The following is a 14,052-nucleotide window of genomic DNA, read 5'->3' as shown; positions in this document are numbered from 1 at the left end:
AGTGTCGCTTGCGCAAGGCCTTGCCCTTGCTGACACCGCGGTGGCAGCAGCCCTCCCTAGAATCTTCCGCTCCCCCTGCCCACGCCCCGCCCGTACACCATGACTTCCGGTGTCATCCGCATCCGCGGCGCCCGCCAGCACAACCTCAAGCACCTGGACCTGGACATTCGCACCGGCGAGCTGACCGTGGTGACCGGGCCCAGCGGATCGGGCAAGTCGAGCCTGGTGTTCGACACGCTGTATGCGGAGGGCCAGCGCCGCTACGTCGAGACCTTCTCCGCCTATGCGCGCCAGTTCCTCGACCGCATGGACCGCCCGGCGGTCGACGCGGTCGAAGGCGTGCCGCCGGCCATCGCGATCGACCAGACCAACCCGGTGCGCACCTCGCGCTCGACGGTCGGCACGATGACCGAGCTGAACGATCACCTGAAGCTGCTGTTCGCGCGCGCGGCGCGGCTGTTCGATCGCCAGACCGCCAGGCCGGTGCGCGAGGACGACCCGGAATCGGTCTACCGCGACCTCCAGGCGCGCACCGTGGCCGCGGGCGATCCGCGGCTGATCGTGACCTTTCCGGTCGAGCTGCCGGCCGGCGTGAGCGATGCGCAGGTCGAAGAGTGGCTCGCGGCGAGCGGCTACACGCGCGTGCAGGCGCGGCGCGAGGTGGCAACCCCGGCGGGGCCGCGGACGCTGCTCGATGTGGTGGCGGATCGCTTTCGCTTCGGCGGCACGGAGAAGTCGCGCGTGATCGAGGCGCTGGAAGTCGCGTTCAAGCGCGGCGGCGGGCGCTGCAACGTCTACGTGATGGCGGCCGACGATGGCGAGCCCGAGATCTGGCGCTACAGCCAAGGCCTGCACAGCCCCGACAGCGACCTGCGCTACGCCCATCCGCAGCCGTCGATGTTCTCGTTCAACTCGGCCTTCGGCGCCTGCGAGACCTGCCGCGGCTTCGGCCGCGTGATCGGCGTCGACTGGGGCCTGGTGATCCCCGATGCGCGCAAGACCCTGCGTTCCGGCGCGATCAAGCCGCTGCAGACGCCGGCCTGGAAGGAATGCCAGGACGACCTGATGAAGTACGCCGGCGAAGCCGGCATCCCGCGCGACACCGCGTGGAGCCAGCTCACCGACGAGCAGCGCCGCTGGGTGCTCGACGGCACGCCCAACTGGAAGGGCAACTGGAACAAGCAGTGGTACGGCATCAAGCGCTTCTTCGAGTACCTCGAGAGCAAGGCCTACAAGATGCACATCCGCGTGCTCTTGTCCAAGTACCGCAGCTACACGCCGTGCACGAGCTGCGGCGGTGCGCGGCTCAAGCTCGAGTCGCTGCTGTGGCGGCTGGGCTCGAAGGAAGACGCCGATGCGGTGCTGGTGCCGGCGAAACGCTTCCTGCCGCAAGGCGTGGCCTGGTCGCGCGAGCAGCTGGAAGCCTTGCCCGGCCTCAGCCTGCACGACCTGATGCTGCTGCCGATCGACCGGCTGCGCCGCTTCTTCGACGGCCTGCAGTTCGACTCGTCGATGCTCGACGAGGCGCTGGAGCTGCTGCTCGACGAGATCCGCACCCGGCTCAAGTACCTGTGCGACGTCGGCATCGGCTACCTCACGCTGGACCGGCAAAGCCGCACGCTCTCCGGCGGCGAGGTCCAGCGCATCAATCTCACCACCGCGCTCGGCACCTCGCTGGTCAACACGCTGTTCGTGCTCGACGAGCCCAGCATCGGCCTGCACCCGCGCGACATGCACCGCATCAACGAGGCGATGCTGCGGCTGCGTGACGCCGGCAACACGCTGGTGGTGGTGGAGCACGACCCGGCGGTGATGCTCGCGGCCGACCGCGTGATCGACCTCGGCCCCGGCCCCGGCACGCAGGGCGGTCGCATCGTCTTCGACGGCACGCCCGAGGACCTCAAGGGTGCCGAGACGCTGACCGGCAGCTATCTCGGCGCGCGTCGCAGCATCGGGCTCGGCATGCGCCGGCTGGTCGACGCGAACACGCCCAAGCTCATTCTCGAAGGTGCGCGCGAGCACAACCTGAAGGACGTGTCGGTCGAGTTCCCGCTGCAGCGCCTGGTCTGCGTGACCGGCGTGTCCGGTTCGGGCAAGAGCACGCTGATGCAAGACGTGCTCTACCCGGCGCTGGCGCGCCACTTCGGCAAGGCGACCGAATCGCCGGGCGAGCACGACCGCCTGCTCGGCGCCGACTGGCTGGCCGAGGCGGTGTTCGTCGACCAGAGCCCGATCGGCAAGACCGCGCGCTCCAACCCGGCGAGCTACGTCGGCGCCTTCGACGCAATCCGCGCGATCTTTGCCGACGCGCCGATGGCCAGGCAGCGCGGCTACGGCCCCGGCATGTTCAGCTTCAACGCCGGCGACGGCCGCTGCCCGACCTGCGGCGGCTCGGGTTTCGAGCACGTGGAGATGCAGTTCCTCTCCGACGTCTACCTGCGCTGCCCCGACTGCGACGGCACGCGATTCCGCGCCGAGCTGCGCGAGGTCAAGGTCGAGCGCCTGGGCAAGAGCCTGTCGATCGCCGACGTGCTCGAGCTCACCGTCGCCGATGCGGTGCGGTTGTTCGCGGTCGACCGCGAGGTCATCCGCACGCTCGCGCCGCTGGCCGACGTGGGGCTCGACTACGTCAAGCTCGGCCAGCCGGTGCCCACGCTCTCGGGCGGCGAGGCGCAGCGGCTCAAGCTCGCGGGCTTTCTCGCCGAAGCGGCAGGGCAGCCGGCGCAGCGCGTCGCGAAGAAGGGCACGCTGTTCCTGTTCGACGAGCCGACCACCGGCTTGCACTTCGACGACATCGCCAAGCTGATGCGGGCCTTCCGCAAGCTGCTCGACGCCGGGCACTCGCTGCTGGTGATCGAGCACAACCTCGACGTGATCCGCGCGAGCGACTGGATCGTCGACCTGGGGCCGGACGGCGGCGAGGCCGGCGGCGAGCTGGTGGCCGAGGGCACGCCGGATGACCTGAAGGCGCATCCACGCTCCTACACCGGCGCCGCGCTGCGCGACTACGAGCAGGCCCTGGGCTTCAACGGCGCCCGCGTCGAGGTGAAAGAAAAGCTCCCTCTCCCGCTGGCGGGAGAGGGTAGGGGTGAGGGCGACGGCCCGTCCCTGCAACAAGCCCTCAGGCGCAGCCGGCCTGGCCCTCACCCCAACCCTCTCCCGCACGCGGGAGAGGGAGCAGGACAGTTCATCCAGATCGTCAACGCCCGCGAGCACAACCTCAAGGGCCTGTCGGTCGACATCCCGCGCGGGCAGTTCAGCGTGGTCACGGGCGTCAGCGGCTCTGGCAAGAGCACGCTGGCCTTCGACATCCTGTTCAACGAGGGCCAGCGCCGCTACCTGGAAAGCCTCAACGCCTACGCGCGCAGCATCGTGCAGCCGGCCGGCCGGCCCGAGGTCGACGCGGTCTACGGCATCCCGCCGACGGTGGCGATCGAGCAGCGCCTGTCGCGCGGCGGTCGCAAGAGCACGGTCGCGACGACCACCGAGGTCTGGCACTTCCTGCGCCTGCTCTACGTGAAGCTGGGCACGCAGTTCTGCCCGCACTGCACGGCGGACGCGAGCGTCGCGGTGCAACCGCAGACGCCGGAGTCGATCGCGGCGCAGCTGATGCGCGACTACCGCGGCCAGCACATCGGCCTGCTCGCGCCGCTGGTGGTGAACCGCAAGGGCGTCTACACCGACCTCGCCAAATGGGCGAAACAACGCGGCCATTCGCATCTGCGCGTCGACGGCGAGTTCCTGCCCACCGACAAGTGGCCGCGCATCGACCGCTTCAAGGAACACACGATCGAGCTGCCGGTCGGCGACCTGGTGGTCGAGCCCGAGCGCGAAGCCGAGCTGCGCGCGCTGCTGGCTTCTGCGCTCGAGCACGGCAAGGGCGTCGCCCATCTGCTCGCGCCCTTGGATGGCCTCAAGGCCGCGATGATCGCCGGCACGCCGACCGGTCGCATCGGCCGCGCCAAGGTGTTCTCGACCAAGCGCGCGTGTCCTTCATGCGGCACCAGCTTCCCCGAGCTGGACCCGCGCATGTTCTCCTACAACAGCAAGCACGGCTGGTGCCCCGACTGCGTGGGCACCGGCCTCACGCTGACGCGCGAGCAGCGCAAGGCGCTCGACGACTCGGTGCAGGAGGACAACGGCGGGCGCGAGCGCAGCTTCGCCGAGCCCGAGGTCGACGACGTGGCCGACGCGCCTTGTGGCACCTGCCACGGCGCGCGGCTCAACAAGGTCTCGCGCGCGGTGCGCTTTCGTGATGCCGACATCGCCTCGCTGGCGGCCAAGTCGGTCGTGGACGCGCGACGCTGGGTCGAGCAGCAGAAGCTCGACGGCCGCGAGGCCGCGATCGCTCGCGACGTCGTCACCGAGATCAGGAGCCGCCTCGGCTTCCTCGAAGACGTGGGCCTGGGCTACCTGACGCTGGACCGCGCCGCGCCCACGCTCTCGGGCGGCGAGGCGCAGCGCATCCGGCTCGCGGCGCAGCTCGGCAGCAACCTGCAGGGCGTGTGCTACGTGCTCGACGAACCGACCATCGGCCTGCACCCGCGCGACAACCGCGTGCTGCTCGATGCGCTGGCCAAGCTGCGCGAGAACGGCAACACGCTGGTGGTGGTGGAGCACGACGAGGACACGATCCGCCGTGCCGACCACATCATCGACATGGGCCCGGGCGCCGGCAAGCGCGGCGGCCGCGTGATCGCGCAAGGCACGGCGGCGGAGCTTCGCGTGCACGACGACTCCATCACCGGCCGCTTCCTCGAGAAGCCGCTGGTGCATCCGCTGCAGGCGCGCAGGGCGGTGACGGCCCCTCACCCCAGCCCTCTCCCCAAAGGGGCGAGGGAGCAGACCGGAATTGCTCCCTCTCCCGCCGGGGCGGGAGAGGGTCGGGGTGAGGGTGGCGAATGGCTCATCGTTCACGGCGCGACGCTGCACAACCTGCGAACGATCGACGTGCGCGTCCCGCTGCGCCGCCTGGTCGCCGTCACCGGCGTCAGCGGCTCCGGCAAGAGCACGCTCGCGCGCGACGTGCTGCTGGCCAACGTGCAGGCGGCCGTCGCGCTCAAGGGCAGCAAGGCCGGGCGCGAGCAGCTCGCGGCCGGCACCGCGCCGGCCTGGACCGGCTGCGATCGACTGAGCGGCTTCGACACGGTGGACCGCGTGCTCGAAGTGGACCAGACGCCGATCGGCAAGACGCCGCGCTCCTGCCCGGCCACCTACATCGGCTTCTGGGACACGATCCGCAAGCTCTACACCGAGACGCTCGAAGCCAAGGCGCGCGGCTACGCGGCGGGGCGCTTCAGCTTCAACACCGGCGAAGGCCGCTGCCCGGGCTGCGAAGGCCAGGGCTTGCGCACGATCGAGATGGCCTTCCTGCCCGACGTGAAGGTGCCGTGCGACCTTTGCCACGGCGCGCGCTTCAACCCCGAGACGCTGGCCGTCACGTGGCGCGGCAAGAGCATCGGCGACGTGTTGCAGATGGAAGTCGACGAGGCGGTCGAGTTCTTCGCCGCGATGCCGAGCATCGCGCACCCGCTTCAGCTCTTGAAGGACGTGGGGCTGGGCTACCTGACGCTGGGTCAGCCTTCGCCCACGCTCTCGGGCGGCGAGGCGCAGCGCATCAAGCTGGTGACGGAGCTGAGCAAAGTGCGCGACGACATCGGCCGTCGCGGCCAGAAGGCACCGCACACGCTCTACGTGCTCGACGAGCCGACCGTGGGCCTGCACATGGCCGACGTCGAGAAGCTGATCCGCGTGCTGCACCGGCTCGTGGACGGCGGCCACAGCGTCGTCGTGATCGAGCACGACCTCGACGTGATCGCCGAGGCCGACTGGGTGCTGGACCTCGGGCCGGAAGGCGGCTCGGGCGGCGGGCGCGTGGTGGGGGCGGGATCGCCGGAGGAGATCGTCGCGGCGGGGACGCATACCGGCGTGGCGTTGGCGCCGGTGTTGGCGCGGGGGCAGGCGCGCGGTGGTAGCACAGCTCTCGCGCTATGAGGTGCTGCCGCAGGGCTGCCTCTGCGGCAGGCCGCGCTAGCGGCGCGCTTCTGGCGTGACGAAGCCGATCGGCCGCTTGGGCGGATCGGGTGGAGCTGTTAACGCGCGCAGCGCCTCGAGGATCTGGCGGATCTGATGACGCGTCTCGCGACTGAGCGCGTCGTGATCGAGTGCGAGCCCGTCCGTCTTGGTCTCCAACTCGGACAGGCGTTGAGCCAGCTCGGCGTGCGAGGCAATGAACTGCTTGATTCGAACGAAGGCGCGCACGACATAGATGCCCATCTCGATCGCACGCGGCGAGTTCAGCGCATTGGAGGCCTGAATCGCCCCGTGTTCGGTGAAGGCAAACGGCAGCGAGCGCGAGAACTTGAGTTTCGCGAGGTGATCACAGTTTGTGATCACCTCCGCCCTTTCGGCGGTCGACAGCTGGAACATGAAGTCCGCCGGGAATCGAGCGGAATTGCGCTTGACTGCCTGGTTGAGCGCGCCAGTCGGTACGCCGTACAGCTCGGCCAGGTCGGCGTCGATGATGACCTTGTGGCCGCGCAACGTCAGGATGCGGCTCTCGATGTGGGGCAGAACCGGGGTGCTGTTGCCCTGGGGACGCGGGTTCGGCATGTCGACGCAGTTCCGGCGGCCGAATGGCCGTCACTGCGGCAGATGGGACATCAAGTCATCACCGATTGCCATGATCAGTGCCGGCAATGCATCCACGTCACGCATCTCGGTGCGGAAGTTCGCCACGCACGCCCTCAGCCAGAAGCGCCCATCGACCACCGCCGGGCTCAGGAAGGCGCGGCCGTCGCGCTGCAGCGCGTCGAGCAGCGCGCGGTTGAGCGCGTCGAGTTCGTCTTCGCTGCCGCGCCAATCTGCGGGCCGGTAGCGCATCGTCGTGATGCTCAGTCCTCGAGGTCCGGCCTCGAGCTGCGGCGTCGCGCACACCGCGGCGTGCAGCCGCTGCGCGAGCGCGATGTCGTCGGCGATCATCTGCGCGATGCCGTCGCGCCCCGCCATGCGCAGGATCAGCCAGACCTTCAGCGCGCGAAAGCCGCGCGAGTTCTGCGGGCCGAGTTCGTGGAAGTCGATGCCTTCGGCGTCGTCTTGCGACGGCGCGGCGTAGTACGACGGCCGCTGCGCGAACAGCGCACGCAGGCGCTGCGGTTCGCGCAGCAGCAGGCCGCCGGCTTCCAGCGGCGCGTAGAGCCACTTGTGCGGATCGAGCGCGAGCGAGTCGGCCTCGCCGAGCGCGGCCAGGTCGTCGGCGGCGTCACCGAGCCACGCGCGCAGCGTCGCGTCGGCGAGCAGGCAGGCCGCGGGCGCGCCGTAGGCGCCGTCCACGTGCAGCCACAGGCCGCGTTCGCGGCACAACGCGGCCATTGCACGCAAGGGATCGACCGCGCCGGTACTCACCGTGCCGGCAGTGGCGATCACCGTCAGCGGCGCGATGCCTTGCGCGCGATCGCCGTCGAGCCGCGCCCGCAGCGCATCGAGGTGCAGGCGCTGGCGCTCGTCGGTCTCGATCCAGCGCACCGCGTCGTCGCCGAGGCCGGCGATGCGCACCGCCTTGGCGAGCCAGCCATGCGTCTCGCGCGAGGCGTAGATCGCGCGCGCGCCGTCGCCGGCCGCGTGGCGTGCGGCGAGCAAGGCGACCGTGTTGGCCGAATTGCCGCCGCTGGTCAGCAGGCCGCCCGCGCCTTCGGGCAGCCCGACCAGCTCGGCCAGCCAGCGCAGCGTCTGCGCCTCGATCTCGCTGGCCACCGGCGCGGTCCGCCACAGGCTCACATTGGCGTTGAGCGCCGCGGCGAGCAGCTCGGCGAGCATGCCGATCGGCGCCGGCGACGAGGCGATGTAGCCGTGGAAACGCGGATGGCCGGTGATCGGCGAGCGCTCGAGCAGCAGCGCCATCGCCTCGTCGAGCAGCGCCGCGGCATCCTGGCCGACGCGCGGCAGCGGGTTCGCCGCGCCGACCAGCGCACGCACTTCGGCGGGTGTCGCGTCGGGCATCACGGGCCGGTCGCGCAGGCCCTCCAGCGTGATCGCGATGCGCTCGACCAGGGCGTGACCGAGCGCGCGGAACTCGTCCGCCGGCATCGCGAGCGCGGCGTCGCGCGTCAACTCACCACGCCCTTGCCGCGCAGGAACTCGTCGACCAGCTGCAGCCGCACCAGCGGATCCTCGAGCTCCATCAGCTTCTGCTTGGCGGCCAGCGAGATCGGCAGGATCTCGCACCAGCGGTTGGCGAGCCAGCCGGCGCTGTCGAACTGGTAGGGCTCGAGGAAGGGCTGGGTGCCCTGCGCCTTGAGCGCTGCGATGGCGTTGGCCAGGCCCTTGGCCGAGCCGATCAGTGCCTCGGTCGGCAACACGACCTCGTCGTCGGGTAGCGCCGTGACGCGCGCGGTCCACAGACCGTCGTCCTGCTGCTGCGTCGACTCGGTCGCGAAGCGGTGCGTGCCGCGGCAGCGCACGTGCAGGATGCCGGTCTGGGCGCTGTCGGCCTCGATCAGCTCGGCCTGGCAGCCCACGCGCTCGAAGACCACGGGCGCCTTGCTCGCGCCGCGCACCTCGGCGCCTTGCGTCAACGCGACGACGCCGAACGGGCGCCGCTCGCGCAGGCAGTCGGCCATCAAGTCGAGGTAGCGCGCCTCGAACACCTTGAGCCCGAGCAGGCCGCCGGGAAAGAGCACCGATTGCAGCGGGAACAGCGGCAGCTCGAACGGCTCGGAGGAAACGGAATCGGGCACGGTCAGGGCGCGGTGGTCCGCGCGTCCAGTTCTCTATGGCGCACCAAGGTCGGTGTGCGGTCGCGGAAGACCTTCGCGAGCTGCTCGGCGAAGTAGACGGAACGATGCTGGCCGCCGGTGCAGCCGATCGCGACGGTGAGGTAGGCGCGCTGGTCCTGTTCGAAGGCCGGCAACCAGCGTGCCAGGAAAGCCTGGATCTGCGCGAGCATCTCGTTCACCTCGGGCTGCGCTTCGAGGTACTCGGCCACCGGCAGGTCGCAGCCGCTGAGCGGGCGCAGTTCGCGCACGTAATGCGGGTTGGGCAGCACGCGCACGTCCCAGACGAAGTCGGCGTCGAGCGGCACGCCGTTGCGAAACGCGAAGGACTCGAACACCAGCGTGAGCGAGCCGCCGACCGCCTGCACCATCTGGCGTATCCAGGCGCGCAGCTGCGTCGGGCGCAGCGAGCTGGTGTCGACCACGGTGGAGACGTCGCGCAGGTCGGCGAGCAGTTTGCGCTCGAGCTCGATCGCCTCGATCAGCGCGCGGTGGCCGTCCTGCGTGTCGTCATTGGTCAGCGGATGGCGGCGGCGCGTCTCGGAGAAGCGGCGCACCAGCGCGTCGGTGCTGGCGTCGAGGAAGACCGAGCGCACGATCACGCCCTCGGTGCCCAGGCGCAGGATCAGCGGCAGCAGGTGCGGCAGCGACGCGGCGCTGCGCACGTCCATCGCGATCGCCAGGCGACGCATGCCGCGCTCGCTCTCGAGCTTGAGGAACTCGCGCAGCAGCTCGGGCGGCAGGTTGTCGACGCAGTAGAAGCCGGCGTCCTCGAGCGCGTGCAGCGCGACCGACTTGCCGGAGCCGGAGATGCCGGTGACGAGAACGACCTCCCGATGGTTGTCGGCTCCCCGCTCGCCGGGGACGGCGGGCGACCCTCCGAGAGGGTCCGGCCTTGCTTGGGGCGGCCCGGCGCTGCGGCCGGAGTCAGCAGCCTCGTTCATGCCGGTCTGACTCATGCGCGTTGCTTCCGTTTCGTACCTGGCGCTTCAGGCGGCGCGGCGGCCGCCAGCAGCGCCTGCGCGTGCGCGAGGCTGGTGCCGCCGCCGGCGTCGCCGCCCAGCATGCGCGCGAGCTCGGCGACGCGAACCGGCCCTTCGACCGGCTTGACGCTGCTTTCGGTGCGCCCGCCGCTGCTCGCCTTGGCGACGACGAAATGATGGTCCGCGCAGGCGGCGACCTGCGGCAAGTGGGTGACCGCCAGCACTTGCCGATCGCGGCCCAGCCTCCGCATCAGCGCGCCCACGGTGTCGGCCACCGTACCGCCGACGCCGGCGTCGATCTCGTCGAAGATCAGCGTCGCGGCGCCGTGGCCCTGCTGGTTCTCGAACTCGCTGGTGGTCACCGCGATCGCCAGCGCGATGCGCGAGAGCTCGCCGCCCGAGGCCACCTTGGCCAGCGCGCGCGGCGTGCTGCCGGCGTGTCCGGCAACGCGGAACTCGACCGCCTCCATGCCCGAGCGCTGCGGCTCGGGCAAGGGCTCGAGCGCGACCTCGAAGCGACCGCCGGCCATGCCGAGCTGCTGCATCGCGGCGCTCACCGCGGCGGCCAGCTTGGGCGCGGCGGCGCGGCGTGCGCGCGTCGCGGCCTGGGCCTCGCGGTCATAGGCGCTGCGCGCGGCGGCGAGCGTGCGTTCGAGCGCGGCGAGGTCGGTGGCGGCATCGACCTGCGCGAGCTCGTCGCGCCATTGCGAAAGCAGCGCGGGCAGTTCCTCGGGCGGGCGGCGAAAGCGCCGCGCGAGGCTCATCCAGGCGCCCAGGCGCGCGTCGAGCTCGGCCAGTCGATCCGGGTCGAGCTCGCCGTGGCGCAGCCGCGAGACCAGCGTGTGCGCGGCGTCCTGCAGCTGCGCCTGCGCGCTCCTGAGCACATCGAGCGGCTCGGCCAGCGCGGCGTCGTGTTCGACCACCGCTTCGAGCGCGTCGATCGCCTGCGCGCAGCGCGACTCGGCGGAGTCGTCGGCCTCGCTCGCGGCGTCGATGGCCGCCTGCAGCGCGTCGATGATGGCCTGCGCATGCGACAGGCGCCGGTGCTCGGCTTCGAGCTCGGGCCATTCGCCCTCGGCCGGTGCGAGCTTGTCGAGCTCGCCGATCTGCCAGGCCAGGCGCTCGCGTTCGCGGTCGAGGTCGGCCTGCTGGTGGCGTGCGCGCTCGAGCGCCTCGCGTGCGGCGCGCCAGTTCGCATGCGCGGCGGCGAGGGCGGTGGTGTCGAGGCCGGCGTAGTCGTCGAGCAGCGCGCGCACCGCGTCGGCGCGCGTGAGGCCCTGCCAGGCGTGCTGGCCGTGGATGTCGAGCAGGTGCTCGCCGAGCTCGCGCAGCTGCGCGACGGTGGCGGTGCCGCCGTTGATCCACGCGCGGCTCTTGCCTTGCGCGTCGATCGTGCGGCGCAGGATCAGCGGGTCGCCGGCCTCGCCGGGCTCGAAGCCGGCTTCGGCGAGCCACGCGGCGAGCGCGTCGCCGGCGGCATCGAACTCGGCGCTGACCTCGGCGCGTGCCGCGCCCTCGCGCACGACGCCGGCATCGCCGCGCGCACCGAGCGCGAGCTGCAGCGCGTCGATCAGGATGGACTTGCCGGCCCCGGTCTCGCCGGTCAGCACCGAGAAGCCGGCGGCGAAATCGAGTTCGAGTTCGCGAACGATCACGAAGTCGCGCAGCGCGAGACGTCTCAGCATGGGATCACGAAGCGGTTCATGGATTGGCGTCGTGCACGACGCCTTCGTTCCAGTGCAGTTTGCGGCGCAGCGTCGCGTAGTAGCTCCAGCCGCGCGGGTGCAGGAAGCGCACTCGGTGCTCGCTGCGGCGCACGTGCACGCGGTCGCCGTGCAGCAGGCTGGCCAGGCCCTGGTGGTCGAAGTTCACGCTCGCGTCGCGGCCGGCGACGATCTGCAAGGTGACCTCGCCGTCGTCGGGGAGCACGATCGGGCGGTTGGACAAGGTGTGCGGCGCGATCGGCACCATCACCCATCCCGCGATGCCCGGGTGCAGGATCGGCCCGCCGGCCGACAGCGCATAGGCCGTCGAGCCGGTCGGCGAGGAAAGGATCAGCCCGTCGGCCCGGATGTTGGCGACGAACTGGTCGGCGATCTCGATGCGCAGCTCCACCATGCCCGCGGTCGCGCCGCGCGTGACGACCACGTCGTTGACCGCGAAGCCCTCGAAGATGCGGTCGGTGCGCCCGCTCGCGCCTTCGCGCGTGACGCAGCCGGCCAACATGGTGCGCTGCTCTTCCTCGTACTCGCCGGCGATGATGGGCGCGAGCGACTCGCGCAGCTCGGCGATCGGGATGTCGGTGATGAAGCCCAGCCGGCCCTGGTTGATGCCGACCAGCGGCAGGCCATGGCGCGCCATCTGGCGCGCGACCGCGAGCATGGTGCCGTCGCCGCCGACCACGACGACGAGGTCGCATTGCGCGCCGATCTCGTCGGGCGTGAGGGTGGGGTGGTCGGCGAGGCCGGTGTTCAGCGCGGTGTCGCGCTCGAGCGAGACCTCGACGCCGGCACCGAGCAGGAACTCGGCGACATCGGCCAGCACCGAACGGCTGCCCGGCGCCTGGTACTTGCCCACGAGGGCGGCATGACGGAACCGGTTGGCCATGAGCGTGCGTTCGGGTGCGGCAAATTACACCACAGGGATGTGCGGCAAGGGCTTGTACGCGCATGGGGTGCGTGGGGCCGCACCTACAATGAAAATCACGATTGCGAAGCCCGCCGGACATGCTGGACGAACGCGCCAAGACCCTGCTGAAAGCCCTCGTCGAGCGCTACATCGCCGACGGGCAGCCGGTGGGTTCGCGCACGCTGTCGCGCGCCTCGGGGCTGGAGCTGTCGCCGGCGACCATCCGCAACGTGATGGCCGACCTGGAGGACCTGGGCCTCATCGCCAGCCCGCACACCTCGGCCGGGCGCGTGCCCACGGCGCGCGGCTACCGCCTCTTCGTCGACACCATGCTGACCGCGCGCCCGGTCGGCGAATCGCCGGCGGAGCTTGAACAGGCGCGCGAGCAGATCCAGCCCGACCAGCCGCAGCGCGTGATCGCGCACGCGGCGCAGATCCTGTCCAACCTGTCGCAGTTCGTCGGCGTGGTCACGGCGCCCAAGAAGGCGAGCGTGTTCCATCACATCGAGTTCATGCGCCTGGGCGAGCGGCGCGTGCTGGTGATCCTGGTCTCGCCCGACGGCGACGTGCAAAACCGCGTGATCTTCACCGCGCAGGACCACACGCCCGTCCAGCTCGTCGAGGCCACCAACTACGTCAACGCGCACTACGCCGGCCTCACGCTGGAGGCGGTGCGCGAACGGCTGCAGCACGAGGTCGAGCAGCTGCGCGGCGAGATCGCGCAGCTGATGCAGGTGGCGGTGCAGGTCAGCAGCGAGGCGCAGGCCGAGACCTCCGAGCAGCTCGTGGTCTCCGGCGAGCGCAACCTGCTGACGGTGCAGGACTTCGGCAACGACCTCGGCTCGCTGCGTCGCCTGTTCGAGCTGTTCGAGCAGAAGACGCAGCTGATGCGCCTGCTCGACACGTCCAGCCGCGCCGAGGGCGTGCGTATCTACATCGGCGGCGAGAGCCAGGTGGTGCCGTTCGAGGAGCTGTCGATCGTCTCGGCGCCCTACGAGGTCGACGGCCAGATCGTCGGCACGCTGGGCGTGATCGGGCCGACGCGCATGGCCTACGACCGCATGATCCAGATCGTCGACATCACGTCGCGGCTGGTGACGCACGCGCTGAGCCAGAAGTAGGCCGATCGCTTGACCTTGTCACCGTGGCAAGGTCTATCGTGGCGGCCGGTCCCTCTGCTAACCTCGTCGTCGTGAAGTCCCTGCGCGTCTGTCTCCTGCTTGTGCTGGCGCTCCTGCTTCCCGTCCGGGGCGCGGTGGCGGCGGCCATGCTGTGCCCGCCCGGCGGCAGCGGCCTGCAAAGCGAGTTGCGCCTGCAAGGCGAGCCGGCGGGCCATCACATGGACCACGGTGCGGGCGGCGGCCACGACCACGGTGCCGACCATGCCGGCGCCGGCCACGCCGACCACGGCCACGAGGACGGCGCGTTCGACAAGTGCAACCTGTGCTCGGCCTTCTGCTCGCTCACGCCATTCGTGAGCGAGCCGCAGACCCTGCTCGATCCGCCGGACCTGGCGGACGCCGAGTTCCCCGCGCTCTCGCCGCCCGCACCGTCGTTCGTCTGCGGCGGCCAGGAGCGGCCGCCCCGAACCATCTGACCCCTTCGAGGCCTCTTCGAGAGGCTTGACGGGGCTCGTGCGCGCGGCGCACGGGCGTCCTCCGGCCGACATG

Annotated in this window: 9 protein-coding genes; 3 read left to right on the top strand and 6 right to left on the bottom strand. The window is 70.8% G+C overall.

Annotated features, from left to right (window positions below):
• Positions 1-99: 99 nt before the first annotated feature.
• Positions 100-5,994 carry an excinuclease ABC subunit UvrA gene (uvrA, locus tag ACO2TI_RS09635; protein ID WP_423283845.1) on the top strand — a complete coding sequence of 1,965 codons (5,895 nt, stop codon included), beginning with the start codon at positions 100-102 and terminating at the stop codon, positions 5,992-5,994.
• Positions 5,995-6,030: 36 nt separating this feature from the next.
• Here uvrA and ACO2TI_RS09630 read toward each other — a convergent pair whose 3' ends face one another.
• From ACO2TI_RS09630 to ACO2TI_RS09605, 6 genes are read right to left on the bottom strand one after another with little or no spacing between them, the layout of a single operon-like run.
• Entirely contained in the window at positions 6,031-6,612 is a 582-nt protein-coding gene (locus ACO2TI_RS09630) for an ORF6N domain-containing protein (protein WP_423283843.1), read from the bottom strand.
• 30 nt (positions 6,613-6,642) lie between these two features.
• Entirely contained in the window at positions 6,643-8,109 is a 1,467-nt protein-coding gene (locus ACO2TI_RS09625; RefSeq protein ID WP_423283842.1) for a pyridoxal phosphate-dependent decarboxylase family protein, read from the bottom strand.
• On the bottom strand, positions 8,106-8,735 hold the full coding sequence (locus ACO2TI_RS09620) for an LON peptidase substrate-binding domain-containing protein (RefSeq protein WP_423283840.1): 630 nt from the start codon (positions 8,733-8,735) through the stop codon (positions 8,106-8,108). The genes ACO2TI_RS09625 and ACO2TI_RS09620 overlap by 4 nt, the downstream gene beginning before the upstream one ends.
• Before the next feature lie 2 nt (positions 8,736-8,737).
• Positions 8,738-9,730, bottom strand: a complete 993-nt coding sequence (gene rapZ, locus ACO2TI_RS09615) for an RNase adapter RapZ (RefSeq protein WP_423283839.1) — start codon at positions 9,728-9,730, stop codon at positions 8,738-8,740.
• Positions 9,727-11,439: a DNA repair protein RecN gene (gene recN, locus ACO2TI_RS09610; RefSeq protein ID WP_423283837.1), complete on the bottom strand. Its 1,713-nt coding sequence runs from the start codon at positions 11,437-11,439 to the stop codon at positions 9,727-9,729. The genes rapZ and recN overlap by 4 nt, the downstream gene beginning before the upstream one ends.
• Positions 11,440-11,455: 16 nt before the next feature.
• The gene (locus ACO2TI_RS09605; protein WP_423283835.1) at positions 11,456-12,361 is read right to left on the bottom strand and encodes an NAD kinase; all 906 of its coding nucleotides are present in this window, start codon (positions 12,359-12,361) and stop codon (positions 11,456-11,458) included.
• 119 nt (positions 12,362-12,480) lie between these two features.
• Between ACO2TI_RS09605 and hrcA the strand changes: the two genes are divergently transcribed.
• Both hrcA and ACO2TI_RS09595 read left to right on the top strand, forming a co-directional pair.
• Positions 12,481-13,503: a heat-inducible transcriptional repressor HrcA gene (gene hrcA, locus ACO2TI_RS09600; protein WP_423283833.1), complete on the top strand. Its 1,023-nt coding sequence runs from the start codon at positions 12,481-12,483 to the stop codon at positions 13,501-13,503.
• Between the two features lie 146 nt (positions 13,504-13,649).
• Positions 13,650-13,979 carry a hypothetical protein gene (locus ACO2TI_RS09595; protein ID WP_423283831.1) on the top strand — a complete coding sequence of 110 codons (330 nt, stop codon included), beginning with the start codon at positions 13,650-13,652 and terminating at the stop codon, positions 13,977-13,979.
• Positions 13,980-14,052 lie beyond the last annotated feature (73 nt).

The sequence above is a fragment of the Caldimonas sp. KR1-144 genome, assembly GCF_049446155.1.
Lineage (GTDB): Bacteria > Pseudomonadota > Gammaproteobacteria > Burkholderiales > Burkholderiaceae_C > Rivibacter.
The sequence above is the reverse complement of the archived record's forward strand: the minus strand, read 5'-3'. Positions and strand labels throughout refer to the sequence as shown.

Coding starts and splice junctions, on each gene's coding strand:
- hrcA (WP_423283833.1), top strand. CDS start 12,481: ATGCTGGACGAACGCGCCAAGACCCTGCTGAAAGCCCTCGTCGAGCGC.
- ACO2TI_RS09605 (WP_423283835.1), bottom strand. CDS start 12,361: ATGGCCAACCGGTTCCGTCATGCCGCCCTCGTGGGCAAGTACCAGGCG.
- rapZ (WP_423283839.1), bottom strand. CDS start 9,730: ATGAGTCAGACCGGCATGAACGAGGCTGCTGACTCCGGCCGCAGCGCC.
- recN (WP_423283837.1), bottom strand. CDS start 11,439: ATGCTGAGACGTCTCGCGCTGCGCGACTTCGTGATCGTTCGCGAACTC.
- uvrA (WP_423283845.1), top strand. CDS start 100: ATGACTTCCGGTGTCATCCGCATCCGCGGCGCCCGCCAGCACAACCTC.
- ACO2TI_RS09630 (WP_423283843.1), bottom strand. CDS start 6,612: ATGCCGAACCCGCGTCCCCAGGGCAACAGCACCCCGGTTCTGCCCCAC.
- ACO2TI_RS09595 (WP_423283831.1), top strand. CDS start 13,650: ATGCTGTGCCCGCCCGGCGGCAGCGGCCTGCAAAGCGAGTTGCGCCTG.